Annotated in this window: 24 protein-coding genes; 22 read left to right on the top strand and 2 right to left on the bottom strand. The window is 59.7% G+C overall.

What is annotated here, in order from left to right:
• The first annotated feature begins 47 nt into the window (after nt 1–47).
• From flgG to ACSQ3Q_RS20510, 22 genes are all read left to right on the top strand, one after another.
• Complete coding sequence (flgG, locus tag ACSQ3Q_RS20615) at nt 48–842, top strand: flagellar basal-body rod protein FlgG (protein WP_436136190.1); 795 nt, start codon at nt 48–50, stop codon at nt 840–842.
• A 26-nt stretch (nt 843–868) separates the two neighbouring features.
• A complete protein-coding gene (gene flgA, locus ACSQ3Q_RS20610; protein WP_436136189.1) occupies nt 869–1,876 on the top strand; it encodes a flagellar basal body P-ring formation chaperone FlgA in 1,008 nt (335 codons plus the stop codon).
• A complete protein-coding gene (locus ACSQ3Q_RS20605; protein WP_436136188.1) occupies nt 1,873–2,478 on the top strand; it encodes a flagellar basal body L-ring protein FlgH in 606 nt (201 codons plus the stop codon). Before flgA ends, ACSQ3Q_RS20605 begins: the two co-directional genes overlap by 4 nt.
• A gap of 2 nt (nt 2,479–2,480) precedes the next feature.
• Entirely contained in the window at nt 2,481–3,623 is a 1,143-nt protein-coding gene (locus tag ACSQ3Q_RS20600) for a flagellar basal body P-ring protein FlgI (RefSeq protein ID WP_436136187.1), read from the top strand.
• Nucleotides 3,624–3,646: 23 nt separating this feature from the next.
• Nucleotides 3,647–4,039, top strand: coding sequence for a flagellar basal body rod protein FlgB (locus tag ACSQ3Q_RS20595; RefSeq protein WP_436136186.1), 393 nt, complete (start codon nt 3,647–3,649; stop codon nt 4,037–4,039).
• A gap of 23 nt (nt 4,040–4,062) precedes the next feature.
• Entirely contained in the window at nt 4,063–4,476 is a 414-nt protein-coding gene (flgC, locus tag ACSQ3Q_RS20590) for a flagellar basal body rod protein FlgC (protein WP_436136185.1), read from the top strand.
• On the top strand, nt 4,473–4,799 hold the full coding sequence (gene fliE / locus ACSQ3Q_RS20585; protein WP_436136184.1) for a flagellar hook-basal body complex protein FliE: 327 nt from the start codon (nt 4,473–4,475) through the stop codon (nt 4,797–4,799). Before flgC ends, fliE begins: the two co-directional genes overlap by 4 nt.
• Nucleotides 4,800–4,843: 44 nt before the next feature.
• Nucleotides 4,844–6,328 carry a flagellar basal-body MS-ring/collar protein FliF gene (gene fliF / locus ACSQ3Q_RS20580; protein ID WP_436136183.1) on the top strand — a complete coding sequence of 495 codons (1,485 nt, stop codon included), beginning with the start codon at nt 4,844–4,846 and terminating at the stop codon, nt 6,326–6,328.
• Nucleotides 6,329–6,330: 2 nt separating this feature from the next.
• Nucleotides 6,331–7,026, top strand: a complete 696-nt coding sequence (locus ACSQ3Q_RS20575) for a hypothetical protein (RefSeq protein WP_436136182.1) — start codon at nt 6,331–6,333, stop codon at nt 7,024–7,026.
• Nucleotides 7,023–7,904, top strand: coding sequence for a FliH/SctL family protein (locus ACSQ3Q_RS20570; protein ID WP_436136181.1), 882 nt, complete (start codon nt 7,023–7,025; stop codon nt 7,902–7,904). Before ACSQ3Q_RS20575 ends, ACSQ3Q_RS20570 begins: the two co-directional genes overlap by 4 nt.
• A complete protein-coding gene (locus ACSQ3Q_RS20565; RefSeq protein ID WP_436136180.1) occupies nt 7,901–9,322 on the top strand; it encodes a FliI/YscN family ATPase in 1,422 nt (473 codons plus the stop codon). Before ACSQ3Q_RS20570 ends, ACSQ3Q_RS20565 begins: the two co-directional genes overlap by 4 nt.
• Nucleotides 9,319–9,831, top strand: coding sequence for a hypothetical protein (locus tag ACSQ3Q_RS20560; RefSeq protein WP_436136179.1), 513 nt, complete (start codon nt 9,319–9,321; stop codon nt 9,829–9,831). The genes ACSQ3Q_RS20565 and ACSQ3Q_RS20560 overlap by 4 nt, the downstream gene beginning before the upstream one ends.
• Nucleotides 9,828–10,928 carry a hypothetical protein gene (locus ACSQ3Q_RS20555; protein WP_436136178.1) on the top strand — a complete coding sequence of 367 codons (1,101 nt, stop codon included), beginning with the start codon at nt 9,828–9,830 and terminating at the stop codon, nt 10,926–10,928. The genes ACSQ3Q_RS20560 and ACSQ3Q_RS20555 overlap by 4 nt, the downstream gene beginning before the upstream one ends.
• Nucleotides 10,925–11,323, top strand: coding sequence for a flagellar hook assembly protein FlgD (locus ACSQ3Q_RS20550; protein WP_436136177.1), 399 nt, complete (start codon nt 10,925–10,927; stop codon nt 11,321–11,323). Before ACSQ3Q_RS20555 ends, ACSQ3Q_RS20550 begins: the two co-directional genes overlap by 4 nt.
• A 31-nt stretch (nt 11,324–11,354) precedes the next feature.
• The gene (locus ACSQ3Q_RS20545) at nt 11,355–12,530 is read left to right on the top strand and encodes a flagellar hook protein FlgE (RefSeq protein ID WP_436136176.1); all 1,176 of its coding nucleotides are present in this window, start codon (nt 11,355–11,357) and stop codon (nt 12,528–12,530) included.
• 351 nt (nt 12,531–12,881) lie between these two features.
• On the top strand, nt 12,882–13,403 hold the full coding sequence (locus ACSQ3Q_RS20540) for a FliM/FliN family flagellar motor switch protein (RefSeq protein WP_436137044.1): 522 nt from the start codon (nt 12,882–12,884) through the stop codon (nt 13,401–13,403).
• A gap of 18 nt (nt 13,404–13,421) precedes the next feature.
• Nucleotides 13,422–13,865: a FliM/FliN family flagellar motor switch protein gene (locus ACSQ3Q_RS20535; protein WP_436136175.1), complete on the top strand. Its 444-nt coding sequence runs from the start codon at nt 13,422–13,424 to the stop codon at nt 13,863–13,865.
• 47 nt (nt 13,866–13,912) lie between these two features.
• Complete coding sequence (locus ACSQ3Q_RS20530; protein WP_436136174.1) at nt 13,913–14,263, top strand: flagellar biosynthetic protein FliO; 351 nt, start codon at nt 13,913–13,915, stop codon at nt 14,261–14,263.
• Nucleotides 14,260–15,024, top strand: a complete 765-nt coding sequence (gene fliP, locus ACSQ3Q_RS20525; protein WP_436136173.1) for a flagellar type III secretion system pore protein FliP — start codon at nt 14,260–14,262, stop codon at nt 15,022–15,024. Before ACSQ3Q_RS20530 ends, fliP begins: the two co-directional genes overlap by 4 nt.
• Before the next feature lie 26 nt (nt 15,025–15,050).
• Nucleotides 15,051–15,857 carry a sigma-70 family RNA polymerase sigma factor gene (locus ACSQ3Q_RS20520; RefSeq protein ID WP_436136172.1) on the top strand — a complete coding sequence of 269 codons (807 nt, stop codon included), beginning with the start codon at nt 15,051–15,053 and terminating at the stop codon, nt 15,855–15,857.
• A 107-nt stretch (nt 15,858–15,964) separates the two neighbouring features.
• Nucleotides 15,965–16,561 carry a tetratricopeptide repeat protein gene (locus ACSQ3Q_RS20515; protein WP_436136171.1) on the top strand — a complete coding sequence of 199 codons (597 nt, stop codon included), beginning with the start codon at nt 15,965–15,967 and terminating at the stop codon, nt 16,559–16,561.
• Nucleotides 16,562–16,602: 41 nt separating this feature from the next.
• The gene (locus tag ACSQ3Q_RS20510) at nt 16,603–17,007 is read left to right on the top strand and encodes a hypothetical protein (RefSeq protein ID WP_436136170.1); all 405 of its coding nucleotides are present in this window, start codon (nt 16,603–16,605) and stop codon (nt 17,005–17,007) included.
• A 363-nt stretch (nt 17,008–17,370) separates the two neighbouring features.
• Here the strand turns inward: ACSQ3Q_RS20510 and ACSQ3Q_RS20505 are convergent, their stop codons facing one another.
• Together ACSQ3Q_RS20505 and ACSQ3Q_RS20500 are read right to left on the bottom strand one after the other, a co-directional pair.
• On the bottom strand, nt 17,371–17,610 hold the full coding sequence (locus tag ACSQ3Q_RS20505; RefSeq protein WP_436136169.1) for a hypothetical protein: 240 nt from the start codon (nt 17,608–17,610) through the stop codon (nt 17,371–17,373).
• A 21-nt stretch (nt 17,611–17,631) separates the two neighbouring features.
• The gene (locus tag ACSQ3Q_RS20500; protein ID WP_436136168.1) at nt 17,632–18,186 is read right to left on the bottom strand and encodes an ATP-dependent Clp protease proteolytic subunit; all 555 of its coding nucleotides are present in this window, start codon (nt 18,184–18,186) and stop codon (nt 17,632–17,634) included.
• Nucleotides 18,187–18,324: the final 138 nt, after the last annotated feature.

Below are 18,324 nucleotides of genomic sequence, written 5' to 3'. Positions count from 1 at the left end.
ACATCCATCTGCCTTCAGACACATCTCTTTTTTCAACAGGAACTTTCATGTTTGACGCCCTTTATATCGGTGCCACGGGCATGCAGGCACAGCAGCTCAATGTCGACACCATCGCGAACAACCTCGCGAATGTGAACACTACGGGTTTCAAGAAAGGTCGCATCGGATTTTCCGAGATGGTGGCGAAGGATCCGACCCGGCTTGCATCCATCCAGGCCAATGCTGAGGCGGGTTTGCTGGCGCCAAGCGTGCGTGCGGGTGCTGGCGTGAGCGTCGCTAGTCTGTCCAAGCTGTTCGACATGGGAGATCTGAAGAAAACCGACTCGGCGCTCGACGTCACCGTGCAGGGCGACGGCTTCATGGAGGTGGTGATGCCGGATGGCACTACCGCATATACCCGTGGCGGCACTCTGAAAATTAACAAAGATGGGCACCTTGCCACGCAGGCAGGCTACGCCCTCAAGCCCAGCATCAGCATTCCCGACGGTGCGCAGGCTCTCACCGTATCCGCCGATGGCAGGGTGCAGGTGCGTGTTCCGGGGCAAACCACGCCGGCGGAGATCGGGAAAATCGATTTGGTCCGTTTTGCCAACCCCCAGGGCTTGGCCGCGCAAGGGGACAGCCTCTACCGCAGTAGCAGCGCGTCAGGGGAGGCTATCTCTGCGCGTCCCAGCGAGGACGGTATGGGCACCTTTGCCCAGGGATACCTGGAAGGCTCCAACGTCAAGATGGTCGAAGAGATGGTGAATCTCATGGTCGCGCAGCGCACCTACGAGGCGAACGTCAAGGTCGTGCAGGCTGCGGATGACATCATGGGCATGGTCAACGGGCTGCGTCGATGAGCCTGCGTTGGAAGTTCACCCGCCCTATGCTGGCGATATTGCTCCTGTGCCTGGGGCCATTGGCCCTGCGCGCGCAAGGAACCCCGCCTTCATTGCGGGTGGAGATGGTGTCGTCCTCCCAGGTGTCACAGTCCCAGGTGGTTCTGGGCGAGATCGCCTACCTGAGCAGCCCTGATCTGCAGCTTCTGCGCCGTGCAGTGGCGCTGCCGGTAGGCATGGCCCCGCGGGCCGGCGAATCGACGGTCCTGGAGCGGGACCGCTTGGCCAATTGGGTCACCACACGACTGGGTGTGCCGGTCGAGAAGATCCAATGGGAGGGCGTTGGCGCCACCGTGGTTCAGAGTGCCTCGCGCGAACTGGCAGGGGATTCCCTGGTGGCTTTGGCGCAACCAGCGCTTCAGAACCATCTGCTTGCAGTCATCCGCGCCAAAGGAATACCCGAGGCGCGTGTGGAGCTGAATCCTGTTTCCGTGCCTTTGAGCGTATTCGTCCCGTTGGGCGACGCTGAGTACCGTGTGAGGCCTCTGGCTTCGGTCGTACCCGGCAAGCGCATGCTGGTCTGGGTCGACATCTTTGCAGGCCAACGCCACGTGAAGGCGATTCCCGTACGTTTCGAAGTCAGCGTCTACGCGGATGCGACTGTCGCGGCAAAACCGCTGCGCTCTGGTGAGGCCATCGGGGTGCAAGACACGTTCAGGGAACAGATCGACGTTGCACATCTCCTTTCCAGGAAAGGCGCCGGCATGCTTGCGCCGTTGACCTTTGATCAACCACCCTTGGCACCGTCACACTCCCGAACGGCAGTCAGGGCAGGCGAGGTACTCACCGCAGAGCAGGTGCGCCCAGCGGCAGCCGTATCGCGCGGGGATCGCGTGACCCTGGTCGCGCACAGCGGGCTGGTGTCTTTAGAGAGCAAGGTGGAAGTTTTGCAGGCCGGTGAGGTGGGGCAGGTGGTGCGCGTGCGCGCCAACAACAGCACCGCTCCCGTGATGGCCAAAGTGATGGGGCCTGGTCAGTTGGAGTTACAGCAATGAACGCGCGCCAGATCTTTGATGGGGGGGCTCGCGGGCTCGCCGTGCTCCTGTTGGCATTCGCCTCGTGGCAGGCAGATGTGGTGCATGCCGAGAGCCTGTACCAGGAGCAGAATTTCCGCTCGTTGACGGGCGACAACAAGGCGTTCCGTGTGGGTGACATGCTCACCGTGCAGGTCTTCGAAAACTCTAGCGCGACCTCCAGTGCCGACACAGGTACGCGTCGCAAGAATGGAATTTCCACTGAGCTGTCGCACCGCTCTGGAGCCGCATCGCAGATGGGCCTGTCCGTCGGCGGTGAATTTGAGGGCGGGGGACGGACGCAGCGCACGAATCGTGTGCTGGCCACCTTGACCGTTTCTGTGACAGAGGTTCTGCCCAACGGAGAACTCAAGGTAGCGGGCGAGCAGTTGCTCACCGTGAACCAGGAGCCGCAAAAGGTCACCCTTGAAGGCCGTGTGAGGCCGCTCGACATCTCTGATGGGAACATCGTGCTTTCCACGCGATTGGCTGACGCCAAGATCAGCTACGTGGGCGACGGAGACATCGCCGAGCGCAACCGCAGGCCCTGGTGGCGCAACTTGCTGGATGCGATGGGGCTTTGAACATGCACAGTGTTTTCTCAATAAGCCGCTTCGGCGCACTGCTCGGTTGCGCTGTCCTTGGCATGGTGGCGTTGCTGGGCAGCGCAAACGCACAGCCTGTCCGCGTCAAGGACCTTGGCAAGCTGCAGGGCTGGCGTGAAAACGCCTTGGTAGGCACTGGCATCGTCACTGGCTTGGCGGGCACGGGTGACTCCCCGTCCAATCGCGGGGCACGGCAGGCGCTGTCCAACGCCATGTCGCAGTTCAACCTGAACATCGCGCCTGAGCAGATCCAGAGCCGCAACGTAGCGGTGGTGATGGTGAGCGCGTCCTTGTCTCCTTTCTCGCGCGAGGGGGATACGCTCGATATCACCGTAGCCTCCGTGGGCGATGCGCGCAGCCTGGTCGGTGGCAGCCTGATGCTGACACCGCTGAAAGCGGTCAACGGACGCATCTATGCGCTGGCGCAGGGGCCGCTGTCTGTCGGTGGCTATCGCTACGACGCCAATGGCAACGTGGTTCAGAAAAACCATCCCACCGTGGGCTCCGTGCCGGGCGGCGCCACGGTGGAAGTTGGCGTGCAGGCACAGGTGTTGTCAGAACACTCGCGCATGACCTTTGTGTTGAGCGAGCCCGACTACACCACCGCCAACCGGGTGGCGGACGCGATCAATCTTCGGCTGGGAGCGGGCTTGGCGCAGGCACGCGACGCCTCCGGGATCGAGGTGTACGTGCCCGAGGACCAGCGGCGTCAAGTGGTGTCTTTTGTGGCCAAGCTGGAGTCGGTGACTGTGGAGCCGGATCGGCGGGCCAAGGTGGTTCTCAACGAGCGCACGGGCACAGTGGTCTCAGGAGGCGACGTACGCATCTCCAAAGTGGCCGTCTCCCACGGCGACATCAAGGTGTCGATCCGCAATGAGGTGGCAGCCTCGCAGCCGGTGTTCATTGGAAATGCGGGCGATGGAGTCCGCACGGCCCTGGTCACCAATACTCGCGTGGATGTGGACGAGCAAAACGCAGGCACCGGTTTTATTTCTGGTGGGACCACGGTATCCGATCTGGTGCAGTCGCTCGCGCGCATGAAGACTCCCACGCGCGACATCATTTCCATCCTGCGGGCCATTAAGACCGCGGGTGCGCTGCACGCCGAACTCATCATCCAATAACCTTCATCTAACGGACTGAGCCCATGACGGACGGAATCGAAGCCATCACCCAGACCAGCCTTTCGCTGGCACTCGACGCAGCGAGTCTGCGCCATCAAGTGATCGCCAACAACATCGCCAACTCCAGTGCGGAGGGTTTCATCCCGATGCAGGTGAAGTTTTCAACGCAAATGGAAGAAGCTCGCCGACAGTTGAGCGAAGGTCGGCGGCTGGAAAAGGGCCACCTGGCCGCGATGGCGGAAGCATCGACCTCTCTGGAGCCAGCGCCCTTGGCACAAGGCCTCACGCAACAGGTACGGCTCGATTCCGAAGTCGCACAGATGGCGCAGAACGCCGTTCACTACCAGGCATTGCTCAAGGGGCTGTCCAGGCATATGGGCATCCTCTCGTTGGCTGTGGCCGACGGAAAACGCTGAAGCTGATCAAGGAAGTACACACCATGGAATATGAGCGCACGTTCGCAATCAGCGCCAGCGCAATGACGCTGGAGCGCACGCGGGTCGAGATTGCTGCCTTGAACCTGGCAAATGCCAATACGGTGGCGGGTCCCGACGGGACTGTCTACCAGCCGAGGCGGGTGGTCGCGACAACCGCATTCAGTGACGCCGTGACCCAGGGCCTGGCTGCACCCACCATGTCGCTCGAAGTCGCTCAGCAGGCGCCCCGCATGGTGTACGAGCCAGGTCACCCGCTGGCCAATGCGACTGGATTCGTGGCGTACGCCTCAGTCGACACTGCCACCGAAATGGTCACCTTGATGAGCGCCATGCGCTCGTACGAAGCGAACGTCGCGGCCATGAATACGTCGCGCAACCTGGCCCTGAAGGCGCTGGAGATCGGAGGCAACCAATGAGCGCAGAAGCAATAGCAGCGTTGCCCTCGATTGCGACGGCAGTCCAGGAAACGACGCCCAACGCATTTTCAGGAGCGGCTGCAACCGGTGGCGCGGCGGGCGTTCCAGGCTTTGGTGATCTGGTGACACAGGGGCTCAACCATGTGAACCAACAGCTCATGGTCAGCCAGACGGATTTGCAGCAGCTTTCCGTGGGCAACGTCCAGAACCTTCACCAGATCATGATCCGCCTGGAAGAAAGCAGGATGTCTTTCCAATTGATGATGCAGGTTCGCAGTCGGTTGCTCGAGGCCTACCAGGACGTCATGAAAATGCAGCTTTAGGTGGCTCCGTTCTGCTGCATATTTACCGTACTTGAGATTAGAAAATGAATGAATTCTGGGAGGGGTTGGGCCGCTCCGCGCGCGTGGGCCTGATCGTGGGGGTCGTCAGCATTCTGCTGGCGACTTCGGTGTTTGCCTGGTGGGTCTTGCGCAGTGACTACCAGGTACTGTTTTCCGACTTGAAACCTCAGGACGCGACAGCCATGTCTGCTGAGCTGGAAAAGCTCAAGATTCCTTATCGCCTGGACGAGGCAACGGGCGCCATCCTGGTCGACAAGGCGCAGGTTCACCCCACGCGCATCAAGCTCATGGGCAAGGAAATGCCGCTGCAAGGAGCGGTAGGCTTCGAGCTGTTCAACAACACGGACTTCGGCATGACGGAGTTCGCGCAGAAGATCAACTACCAGCGCGCGCTTCAGGGTGAACTGACGCGCACAATCTCCTCCCTCTCGGAAATCCGGGACGTCCGTGTGCACCTCGCGCTTCCCGAGCAAGGACTGTTCAAGCAGGCCACTGTGCGCCCTAAGGCCGCTATTACTCTGAGCCTCAAGGAGGGGCAAACCCTGCAACCTGCCCAGGTGAATGGAATCCAGCGCCTGGTGGCTGCAGCCACTCCTGGAATGACGGCCCAGGACGTGACCGTCGTCGACAAGCAGGGCATGGCGCTGAGCCGGTCACCGGAGGAGCCGGCAGACGGCACGGTGGCAAGCACTGGTGGTGTCCGTCTGGAACTCAAGAAGGACACCGAGCAACAGTTGGCGAAGAAAGCCACCGCTGTGCTCGAGCAAGCGTTCGGCAAGGGCCAAGCTCTGGCCAGCGTAGATGTAACCCTGAACATGGACCATGTGCGCGTCACGACAGAGGATGTCATTCCGGCCCCATCGCGCAGCTCCGATAGCCGGGGCGTGATCGTGAAGGAGAGAGAGTCGGTGAGGGATACCGCCTCTGCCTCGTCCATAGAGCCATCGCGTCCATTGAACGGTTCCGGCTCCAGCACTCAGCGTGAGGTGGACTACCAAGTGGGTCGACGGGTTGAACAGGTGACCAGCCAAGCCGGCTCCATCCGGAAGATTCAGGTGGTGGCTGTGGTGAGGCAGTCGCTGGACGCGGCGCAGGAAGATAAAGTGAGGCGGATGCTGGCGGCCGCAGTCGGCGCGAGTGCGGAGCGCGGCGACCTGGTGGTTGTGCAGTCCCTCAATGCGCTGGTTCCGAGTGCGGCGGCGAGCAGTGGTGGGGGCTCGGTTGCGACCGAACTTCCGACGGAGCTTCAGGACGGTCCTTCGCAGACCTCCAGGACGGCAAATATCGCCCCTTCAGAGTTTCCGTGGAGCTACGCGAGGATTCTGGGCGTGCTGCTACTGATCGTCGTTGCTCTTGTCGTCATCATTCACGCCGCCCGCCGACGCCTGAATCAGCCGGCTCCCCTGAGTGAAGCGGAGCGGCAGGCCGCCCTCAGGAAAGTACAGGCTTGGATGCAGGATGGCGATCACGGTCAGGTTGCGTTCGACACCGCCGGCGCGAAGCGATAAGCATGATGTTCTCGGAACTCGCCTCGATTCGCGTTGACGGCGCCAAGCAGGCCGCCCTCTTGCTGCACTCCCTGGCACCGGCTGACCGCGCCTGGGTGCTCACGAAGCTGGATGCGGACCAACACAGTGAACTGCTGCCCCTCATTGCTGAGCTCGATAGCATGGGGCTTTCATCCCCACTCACTGCCTTGAACCGCGAGGCCTTGGCACGTGGCGTGGATGACGGTGGCGGCTTATCGGCCTTGGACAGGCCCTCAGTCGCTGGGAGCGCCGTTTCGGCGGAGAAGGCTGCATTGAGCGATATCGAGTTTTTGAAGGCACTCGAATCTGAAGATGTGGCCTCTCTGGCGCGCGTATGGTCCGTGGAGCACCCTGAGCTGGTCGCTTACGCGCTGAAGATTCACACATGGCCATGGCAGGGTGCTTTACTTGAGCGCCTGCCAGTGGCGCAACGCGGCCGGGTTCAAGGTGCGTTCGAATCGATGTCGAATCTGTCGGGTGAATCGAAGCTGGCAATCGCCGTGATGAGTCGGATGCGCAAATGCTGCGAAGTCTCCGGTCGCAATGTAGCGCCGACCTCTCATGATTCCACTTCCAGCGCGCCGGGCAAAGGCAGTGGCATTGCGGCACAACCTCTTCAGTCTCTGATTCGGGGATGGCAGCGTTGGACAGCCGGCCTGCGGCGCGAGGTCCCATGAACACGACACCGCAAATCCTGCGCGATGTCGCGATGCACACGGAGTCTCGCAGTTTGCGCCGCCCGAAGCCTGGCTTGCCAGTTGCGCCGTCCGCTCCGTTGACGGTGAGTGTCGATCCGTCGCTGTCTCCGGATGATCACCCAGAGCTGGGCGTGGAGTCGCGCTTGCATCCAGCTGAGACGGGATATTTGCGGTCGGATGCTGCGACCGAGTTTGAGCGAGGCCGTTCGTTGGGCCGTGAGGAAGGCGTGCAAGAAGGCATTGCTCAAATGCAACAGCAATTGGAACATCGGGCGGAGCTGCTCGCTAAATCCATTGCGGAAGAGCGCATCCAGCAGGCTCAGACGCATTTCCAGCGGGAGGCCAACCTACAGATCGAACAGCTGCACGCACAGCTGACCCCGCAATACGAGCTGCTGATGTCCTTGCTCCGCAAGATGCCGATGGAGCTTGAGCGTCGGCTGGCGGATGCCGAGGAGGATATCGTGGCACTGGCCTTCGAGGTCATCTGCAGGGTGATGGGAGATGAGGCGGCCACACCGGAAGGTTTGGCCGGAATGATCAAGGCTGCGGCGAAAAACTGGCACGGAAGGTTGCCGCTCGAGATCCATCTGCACCCGGACGACTTGGAGATGCTTCAAGTCCAATTCAAGGTGACAGAACAACTGGCGGCTGAAAGGCTTGGCCTGGATGGGCTTGAAGTGAGGTGGGTAGCCGACTCGAAAGTGGTGATGGGAGGTTGTTTGCTCCAGTCCTCGGAGGGGGCCCTGGATGCCCGCCTTGAGCTGCAAACTGAATTGCTTCGCAACAGCCTTCTGCGAACTCGCGCAGAACGCAAGAGGGTGGAAAGCCTCGTCGCCCAGGAGGGTCCGGCATGATCCCCTCGCTCCAAGTTCAAGCCGGAGCGCTGCGGGACTACCGTGCAGCACTGGGCCAGGTAGAGTTCACACGCAGGATCGGCTGGGTCCGCCAACTGCAAGGTATGGCCATTGAGGCACAAGGTCCCGATGCCACAGTGGGAGAGCTGTGCCGCATACACCCACGGTCGCGAGCGTCTACCCGAGCAGCAAGCAACGAGTCGGATGGCGTATTGGCGGAAGTTGTGGGCCTGCGCGGTGGATCTATCACTTTGATGCCGTATGGGTCCATGCAGGGCGTGGCAGTGGGTTCCCAGGTCGTCGCACTCGGACGCCAGTCGTCGTTCGGAGTGGGGCCCGAGTTGCTGGGGCGGGTGATCGATGGCTTCGGCAAAGCCATGGATCAGCTTCCCGACCCCGACATCGCAGTGCAGCGCTCATTACATGCAGCGCCACTGAATCCTATGCAGCGCCCCCGCATCCACAAGGTGCTTCAAACCGGAGTGCGCAGCCTGGATGGGTTGCTAACCCTGGGGCTGGGGCAGCGCGTTGGAATTTTTGCAGGCAGCGGCGTGGGCAAGAGCACCCTGTTGGGCATGATCGCCCGACACGTGGTCGCGGACGTGAACGTCATCGCATTGATCGGCGAGCGGGGACGAGAGGTTCGCGAATTCATTGACAAGCAACTCGGCGTCGAAGGTTTACGGCGGTCCGTCGTAGTGGTGGCCACATCCGACCAGCCCGCGCTGGCGCGCATTCGGGCCGCTCATGCCGCAGTCACTATCGCTGAGTACTTCAGGGACGCGGGCAAGCAGGTACTGCTCACCATGGACTCCATTACGCGTTTGGCCATGGCTCGGCGAGAGGTGGGGTTGGCCGCAGGCGAACCGCCGACGGCACGTGGCTACACGCCCTCGGTGTTTGCAGAATTACCGCAGCTGTGCGAGCGGTGTGGCACCGCGCCTTCCGGAGGCTCGATCACCGCACTCCTCACCGTGCTGGTGGAGGGGGACGACATGAATGAGCCTATCGCAGACAGCCTGCGCTCCATACTTGATGGGCACATCGTGTTATCTCGCCACCTAGCGCACGAAGGCCAGTACCCCGCTATCGACGTTTTGCGCAGCGCCAGCCGCCTTTTGCCGGACCTCACGACCAAGGAGGAGCAAGAGTTGATCTCCGACGCAATCAAATGCTTGGCACTGCTCGACAGAAACCGTCAGCTGGTGGACATCGGCGCTTATGAAAAGGGCGCCAACCCTGAGCTCGATCGTGCGCTGTTGCTGGCGCCCGATCTTCAGCTCTGGTTGCGCCAGCGCGAGGGTGGTATCTCGCGCACCGCGTCGATGGAGCGACTCAAGGAGGTGCTCTGGACTGGTCGTGCCGCTTCCACGTTGTCTGCTGCTGCTCAGCAGCTGCCTGTCCGAGGAACACCGTGAGCCAAGACCAGACTCAGAGTTCCCAGGTCGATATCCGAGGCTTTGTCTACGCCTTGACGCCCTACATGCGCAAACAGGAATGGCAACGGGAGCTCTTGGAGAACCGGTTAGCTCAATCCCAGAAAGCGCTGGATACAGCGCGCAGGGAGCGCGAATGTCTGGACGTTGTCTTTGCCGATCAGCTCGTGCATCTCCAGGTGCAGTCGCAGTCGCGTCCGAACCCGCAGATGCACAGTCGCGGGATCGGGTATCTGGCGAACCTGCGCAGCCGGATGAAGGCCCACGACGACGAGGTCGCGAAGCTTCGTGCACGGCGAGATGAGGTCAAGGCGCAACTGGTAGCGCAGCAGCGCACGATCGACGGCATGGTCGAGCACCGCGCCGACGCACTCAAGGAGTTCGTTGACGAAGAAACCCGGCGCCAGTCAGCCGAAGCGGATCGGGACTGGATCGGCCGTTCGCTGTTTCGGTCCCCCCGGTTGGGAGAATGGGAGGGTGGTCTGGCATGACCTCAATCGACATGAAACAAATCGGCCCGTTCACAACGGGCACACTCGCTCGGCAACAGCCGAGCTCCACAGGGGCACAGTGGGCTTCCGCAGGAACCTCAGAGCAGAGCTATCCAACCAACAAGGGGGCAGGCAGGCAGGCCTGGATGCGGGAGATGGAGCGGGCCCAGGCTTCTGGGTGGTTCCAGCCTTTCAATGAGTCCCTTTTGGGCCATGGCAGCGCAAGCGAATTCACGTTGCCACGTCCACTTGCTGCAACGCGAACGCCACTGGCATTTGCTCAGCTGACGCAGCGTGATACAGGTATCGGCGGTGCAACCGAGAGTCCCTTTGCCATGCAACAGCCATCGATTCAGGGCGATGCAGCGCTAGCTACCGCTGCAGAGTCGCTTCAGCCTACAGCCGAGAGTGCTGCGGCCGAGGGAGCCGACGACGCTGCCCTGGCAGCCGCTGTTCAAGAAATTGCGCTCGGTTTCGCTGTGGGGATCCAGGACGCAGTCACGCCTGAGCTTGGCTCGGGCTCCGCCTTGATGTCTCAGGGTGTTTTGGGTTTCAGAGCCGCAGCGCTTCAGGGCGATGCTTCGCGCATCGCCGATGCGACTGGACCGCTCAACCGACCTGCAGTTGCTTCCTTTGTGCCAATCTTTCCACAAGCGGCTTCGCTATCCGTGGCACTTTCTTCGCTAACACCGCAAAACACGACGAGTTTGAACGCAACTGCTCCAAGTCAGCATACGGACGGTGTCGATGGGGCGCTGCACAGCTCGAGCCTGCCTCGGGCTCTTCTCTCCGGCCAAACTGCGACGCGCCTGCATTCGGCGTGGACTGCCGAGGGCCTCAATCTCTGGCTTGGCATGGATGGCTCGGCTCAGCAGGTGAGAGCCCAGGCCGCCATGATCGTGAGCACCCTGCAGCAAACGTTGAAGGGTCATGGGCAGCGCCTTAACCGAGTGGTCTGCAACGGAAGCGTTGTGTTTGACGCTTCCGCCTCCTCGGGCGTGACCCTGCGCGATTTTTCTGCTGAGCTTGAACGCCATGCTTCGAGTTCGCCATCCATTGAACCCCGTTCATTTCTGTCCCAGAAGGAGATTTCATGAGCATCGATAGCATTGCTTCCACGAGCACGAACCTGCGGGCGAACAGCTTGAATCAGGAGGACTTCCTCAAGATTCTTCTGACGCAGCTGACCTACCAGGACCCCATGAAACCGGTGGACAACCAGCAGTTCCTGGCGCAGATGGCCCAGTTCACGAGTTTGGAGCAGACCCAGCAGTTGAACGACAGAATCGGTGTGCTCATTAGCAACCAGGCAGCCCTCCAATCTGTCGGGCTAATCGGACGGACAGTAGACATCAACTCCAACGGGGCGACTGTGACCGGATCGGTCACCGCTCTGTCTCTCGCCGGTGATTCACCGCTCATCACGGTGAAGACGCCCGCCGGCGTCACCCTGTCGAACATCAGCCTCAGCCAAGTCACTGCAGTGCGCTAAGTAAGCACAACTCCAACGCCAAGGATAAAAAATGATCGATTCCATCTATGTCGGAATGACGGGCCTGTCCAGCTTTTCCAGAGGCCTGCGCGTCATCGCCAACAACACGGCCAACATGAACACCCCTGGTTTCAAGAGTTCTTCTCTGCAATTTTCGGACGCGTTCTATTCGAGTGGTGGCTATTCCGGAAGGCAGTTTGGACAGATGGGCTATGGTGTCAGCACCGCGGGCACGACGATGTCGTTCAAGGCCGGCGAGCTTCGCCAGACAGGCAAGGGGCTGGATCTGGCCATTGATGGGCAAGGCCTGTTCACGCTCAAAGGTGAGGACGGCAAGATCACCTACACGCGAGCGGGACAGTTCCAGTTCAACAGTGACGGTGTCCTCGTGGATCAGGCGACAGGCGCAAAAGTAATGGGGGTTGGGGCGGATGGTGGCCAGACAGAGATTGTTGTTGCCAACTCCAAGACCAACGCCGGCAAGCCCACCACCACAGTGAAGTTCACAGGAAACCTTTCCTCCGCCGGTACCGACCAGACAATCAACGGCGTGCGCGTCATCGATGCGGCTGGAGGCGAACACCTGCTGACGGCCAAGTTCACCAACACCAATGCCACTACCCCTGGCAGCTGGAAGGTGGAATTGCTAGAGGGGACGACCGTCATTGCTACTCAGCAATTGATCTTCGCAACGGGACGACCAACGGCCGGGACATCCAAACTGTCGTTTTCTTATACACCGTCGGGTCAGGCGGCCATGCCGCTCACGCTGGATTTCAGCGCCGATGTCACGTCGTTTGCCTCCGGCACGTTATCGACTCTCGCTTTCGCTTCCCAGGATGGAAGCCCTCCGGCCGAACTCAGCGGAACATCCTTTGACTCCAGCGGCGCTTTGGTTATGACGTATGCAAACGGGCAAACGGTAAAGGGCCCCCGCCTGTCGCTGGCCCGCTTTGATACGGCCGACGCGGTCGGTGCCATTGGCGACAACCAGTTCGAAGCCTTGGACAGCCGTGCTTGGCACACTGGCGTCGCCGGCGGAGCATTTGGCTCTGTGCGCTCGGGCTACGTGGAGCTTTCCAACGTAGATCTTTCGCAAGAATTCAGCGATCTCGTGATCGTGCAGCGAGGCTATCAGGCGAGCTCGCAAGTCATCTCGACGGCGAACGAGATGCTGCAGGAGCTGTTCTCGATGAAGAGCCGTTAAACCGTGAATAGTCAGTTGCCAGAAGGACCTTTGAGCGCAGAGGGCGTCGCCACAGGTGGCGCGCTGCTGTCCCTTGACGATTCGCGCCGCCTCGCAAGGACATTGCGCTCTCGCACCCATGCAGAACGTGAACTCGTACGGGACACTTTTCAGCGAGTCTATTCCGATTGGCATGCTCAATGGGCGCTGCCGTCCATAAGAGCTGGCGCGCTCGGAAACGTCCGCCTTTTGGACGTGGTACCGGAATCCGCGCTCAGTGATGAGCAGGCCAGGGACTTGACGCAGGTAGCGTTGTTCGGAGAGCGGGTTACGCGACCCGATCTCATAGCCGGCCCGGGTCTTGGCTGGGCAATGAGCGAAGAACTAGCGAGCGAAGCGTGGGACGCATGGCAAGCTGCGCTATCCCCCTTCTTGGAAGGATCGAGCCGTGCAAGCGTTTCTTCTGGACGTGTCGACCCTTGGTCCGGAGGCCTGCACATCGCATTTCCTTGGACGAACTGCGAGTGGGTATTGCATATGAGCGCGGTCCAAGTGGACCGGCTACTTGGGCGGCGCCGTGCCCAACCCGTTCCGGGCGCGCCGAAGGCATCAAGTTCCGCACGTCTCACCCCACTATCAAGAGCGATGGATGGCCACCCACTGATGGTTCGCGTTGAATTGGGTTCATTGACCTTGAATCTCGGCCAGCTGTGGTCGCTTTCGGCGGGCGACGTGGTCACCCTCGACCATGCGTTAGACACCCCGGCGGCGATGTATCTCGTTCCTTCAGAAGGCGACGGTACTCCCGGTCAAACGAATGCCGTCCCACTTTGCGCCAGTTGGCTGGGCCAGAGCTCAGGTCACATGGCCGTTGAGCTCCTCCCGCTTTCCTGAACACGAATTTTTGAAACCATGTCACGACCAACGTCACCCGCAGGTTCCATCGAACCGGGTTTTTATCCCCACCAGATCTCGGTCGGCGCTCCAGCAGCCGCAGGTGAAAGCCTGTCACAACCACAGCGCATTGAACTGAGCGACCTTACCCCTCCCGCCGCAGATAGACCGCAAGCGTCGGAAAAAGGCGCGCCGCTCGTCCGAAACCTTCATCCCTTGCACCAGGTCAAGACCACCTTGCAGGTCTGTGTGGGCTCTGCAACCTTGACGGTCGGCGAACTCCTTGGGGCGCAGGAGCAGCAGGTACTCATGCTTGATCGCGACATTCACCAACCCGTGGATTTGCTTTTAGAAGGGCATGTTGTCGCGCGCGGACAGCTGGTTGCCGTAGGCGATCGCTTCGCGGTTCGCATCACCGATCTGCCGCTGCAAATGAACATCGAAGGCGCCGCTTTATCATGAGCCTGCCTGAGAGCATTCCACTGCGGCGTGAGCCGCAAGGAGCGCCCATGACTGCAGGCGCAGAGCTTGCCTGGCTCGGGCTGCTTATTCCGTTCGCTATCGTCGCGATTTTGGTTTTGCGCCGCATGCAGAAGCAGCGCAACTCCGCTGCAAATGGCGGGACATCGGAAACGTCAAAAACGATGCTGGGATGGCTGAAAGGGGGGGTACACGGCGGAGTGACGGTGCGTGAGAGCCGCCGCCTCACGCAAACCCATAGCGTCCACGAGGTCGAATGGCGTGGGCAAACTCTCTTGATCGGCTGCAGCAGTCAGTCCATCACGGTGCTGGGCGAGATGCCCTCACCCACGCAGCAATCGGCAACCCCTTCCCCCACCTCTTCTGGTAATCCAACATGACGGGCGTGTGGAAACTTTGGTCATCTCTCATGCCTTCGGGCGGGGGCCGCAGCATTTGGATGGGGGGGGCACTCATTGCGTTTTCATTGTGCGAAGTCGCTCACGCGCAATCGGCAGCGTCTTCGGCGAGTGCCGAAACTTCGCAGGCACTGCGCATCGTCCTCGGACTGACAGTGCTGGCGGTGCTTCCCGCTCTGCTCGTCTGCATCACCGCGTTCTTGCGCATCATCATCGTACTGTCGATGCTCCGGCACGCGATCGGCATGACAGAGACTCCACCGAACACCGTGCTGATCGGTTTGGCCCTTTTCCTCACGGTTTTCACAATGGCGCCCGTTTTTGAGAAGGTGAACCAGGACGCCTTTCAACCGTTCATGTCCGGCAAGCTCAGCATGGAGGCGGGATACGCAAAAGGGATTTCGCCCCTAAGGGAGTTCATGGTGCGCCAAACCCGGGAGCAGGATCTTGCGTTGATGGTGGAGCTGTCGAAAGCTCCGCCGCCGAAGTCCATGGAGGAAATCAGCAACGTTCAACTGATTCCTGCCTTCATGCTCTCCGAGTTGCGCGCGGCATTTCAGATCGGCTTCGTCGTGTTTCTGCCGTTCCTCCTGATCGATCTCATTGTTTCGAGCGTGCTGATGACACTTGGCATGATGATGATGCCGCCGACGACTATCGCGTTGCCAGTGAAAATTTTGATGTTCATCCTCATCGATGGCTGGAGCTTGCTGCTCAAAGCTCTGGTGGGTAGTTTTCACTGACTGCGTTAAACCCCCGTCCGCTGAGCATGCAAAGTCCCATCCTGTTCGAGGAATCGCCTGATGAGGCTGAGCTCTGGACGCGCTGGTGCGATTCGCAAGATGCAGGGGCACGAGATGAGATCGTTCGCATCTTTATGCCGCTCGCGAAAACGCTGGCAGCTGTTTGTTTCAAAGGTCGATTTAATGACGACGTGGAATTTGCCGACTATATGCAACTCGCATGCGTAGGCCTGTTGGAGTCGGTAGATCGATTTGACCCTCTTCTTGGAACTCCTTTCAAGGCCTATGCTGCGCATCGCATTCGTGGTGCGATTCTCAACGGACTGGAGCGCGAGACCGAGAAGAGCCAACAGATCGCTGCTCAGAAACGAATCCGCAAAGGCCGCGTAGAGTCTTTGAAAGAAGGCGCCCGAACCTCGCTAGGCTCCGCAAAACTTGAGTCACCGCCGGTAGGGCTGAAAGCTAAACAAGATCTATTGAGCTATTTAACGCAGATCAGCATAGGCTTAGCCCTGGGAGTACTGCTCGAAGACTCTGCGATGATGATTACGGGGGAGCCAGAGGATACGTCGGAGTTGGCGTCACCAGAGGTGAGCTACTTTCGCAAGAGCGAGACTCTGCGATTGAGAGAACTGTTGCACGCGTCCATTGATCGCCTTCCCCCTCAGGAGCGGCGAGTTATTTGGTATCACTACCGGCAGGAAGTCGCGTTCGAGGAAGTCGGTAGATTGCTCGGTGTATCACGAAGCCGGGTTTCCCAATTGCATCGGCAGGCCCTAGGAAAGCTAAGAGATTCGCTAGGCCAGGGTCCTCCGTGTGACGTGGCTTGGTAGTTTGTGCCTACTTTGCAAGAGTGCGATTTTGCTTGAATGAGGTTTGATCTCTTCTTCGCTCCATTGAATGTGTCTCTATGACATGTCAACCAAATATCGAGGTCCGAATGTCAAATACAAATGAATTGTCGTCCACCTTAATCGACGACGCTCTGGCGGCCAGTCAGCGTGGAGATAGTGTGCGCGCTTTAGCCCTGTTAGACCAAGCTTCCCAGATTCACCCGTCTTCGGGAATTCCTCATTTTTTAATGGCTGCAGAATTTGCGTCCCTGGGGCAGGTGGAGCAAGCCGAACTTTCATTCTCAAACGCTGTGCTATTGGAGCCAGGGATGGTGATCGCCCGATACCAACTTGGTCTTCTCCAATACAGTAGTGGGCGCCCCGCCGCTGCTCTTGTGACGTGGCAGCCGTTGCTAGATCAGGGAGAGGCAAGTCCATTTCCGCACTGGGTTCGGGGGTTCGGAGCTCTTGCTCAAGACCAGTTTGAGGTCGCTCGGAAGCACTTTGAAACCGGAGTGCAACTCAACGAAGTTAACCCGCCCATGTCGTCAGATATCCTCAAAATCCTTGCTGAGATAGACGCTGTGCAGAGGAAAAATCTAGGAGCGCACAGTCAGCCTTCACCCTCGGCAATCACGGACGAGGCTGACGCGTCATCACATTTTTTAGTCTCGAACTATGAGCGCCAGGGCACGGTGCACTAGCACGAGTTGATCGGTGTAATTTCGCTAAAGCTATCCTCCCAATGACGCGTATTGATACAGCCGCTGCAATAAATGCGTTGCTGAAATTTCAGGCTGACTCGACACGCCGTTCAAAGATGAATTCTGGCGACAAGGCCGGCACTGCCAGGGGGCCCGGCGAGGGTGACGAGTCGCTGGGGATCGCAGACGGCACGCTTCTACTTGAGCGCTCGTTGCGGCTTCGAATGCGAACCATTGCCGAAGACGATCCGCAGCGTCCGCGCAAAGTCTTTCGGATGTTTGTTGAGTCTGTCCTGCTAAAACAACTTGGGCCGTCGCTTGCAATGGACGGCGAATTCGCCCGAATTGTGGATATGGTTTTGCAGCGTATTGACGAAGACCCCGAGCTTCGTGAGAGTAGCTCGTTGGCCGCTACCGTCCTTATCGAACACTCAGGTGAAGATTGAAGCCAAGCTGGCGTTGAAGGGATGATGATCCGAACTGGCTTCCAACACGCCTGAAAAATTTCAAACGAACTCGCTAGATCATTCTGCGGCTTTGAGCTTGCCATAGGCCGGCTTACCCAACGGAAATCCGTTTGATGACCTAGCGATCCAGCGGTCGGTGTTTACGACTTTAGGTTGAAGGCTGCATCGCGAAGGCGCGTGCAAAGCCGCATGGATGCTAGGCCCGTGTTTACGACTTTAATTGGCCAGAATAGCTTTGTACAGGAGGAGGCACGGTCCGGTCATCAGGGCTGCGAAGCGCGGCGCTGGCGTTCGTGGAGCGGCGTCATGCGCCCGGCGCATTGGCCAAGGGGTAAGCACCGCTCAGCCTTCTTTGTCCGCTTTCACCAGCCCGCGAATGTTCATTACCGCAAGGCACACCTGCAACCCGATGACCGCGTTCGCTCCTGCCGGTATGCCCCAGCACACCCACAGGACGTTGCTCAACAGAAAGACCCAGAAGCCGATCTTTCTGCGGCCTTCACTGGTCGAGCCTACTAGCCAAGCCGCAATGACGGAGGCCGTGAAAGCCGGCCACTGCATGAGGTCGATCCAGTTACTCATGTTGTTCACAGCCGGCGGAGTTCAAATCACGGCCTCGACCAGGCCATGGTCCACCGCTTGCTGTGCTGTGAGGTACCAGTCCTTATCCAGTACGCGGTTATCGATCTCCTCGGCGGTGAGCGACGTGCCCTCAGCCAGCTTCGCAAAGCCTTCGCTCTGCAGGCGCTGACCGGATTCGATTTCCGCCAGCACGTCATTGACCTTGGCTCTGCAGCTGCGCAGTGCCCCGTCCAGGTTGATCGTAGCGGTCATCTTGCGTTCATGGATAAGGAGCTCGCAATCCCGGGTGAGGAAGCGTCGGGATTTGGGGATTGAGGACATGATGGTGATGCCGGCAGAGAAAACATAAGTCTTGCCAAGGAAGTAGATATCGGTGTCTTTCCGCTGCCAAAGGCGTAGCTCTTCTGCGATGCGACGACCTACTTCAGCATCGCCGCCATTGGTGCTCAGTTCAAAGACGATCGGCCCGCTGGTCTTTGCTTCTGCCTGCTGGCGAAAGAATTCAGAAAGCATGGCTTCATTGACGTTTCCAAAAAGGCGTATGTCAGGGGCGAGTGAAGGAAGGGTACTTGTCATTGCAGATTACGTGAGGTTGACTGGGTGCCGCGCGCTGGCAGCTGCTGCCGAGTGCGCGCTGATCCAGGCGTGAGACGGCGCATGGCCGACGCGGGTTGCGCACCAGGCCACTGCTCTTCGTGATCAGTCAGTAAAGTG

It is taken from the genome of Acidovorax sp. LjRoot129 (assembly GCF_964253765.1).
In the GTDB taxonomy this organism is placed as follows: domain Bacteria; phylum Pseudomonadota; class Gammaproteobacteria; order Burkholderiales; family Burkholderiaceae_C; genus Acidovorax.
This window is presented reverse-complemented; position numbering and strand designations above follow the sequence as displayed.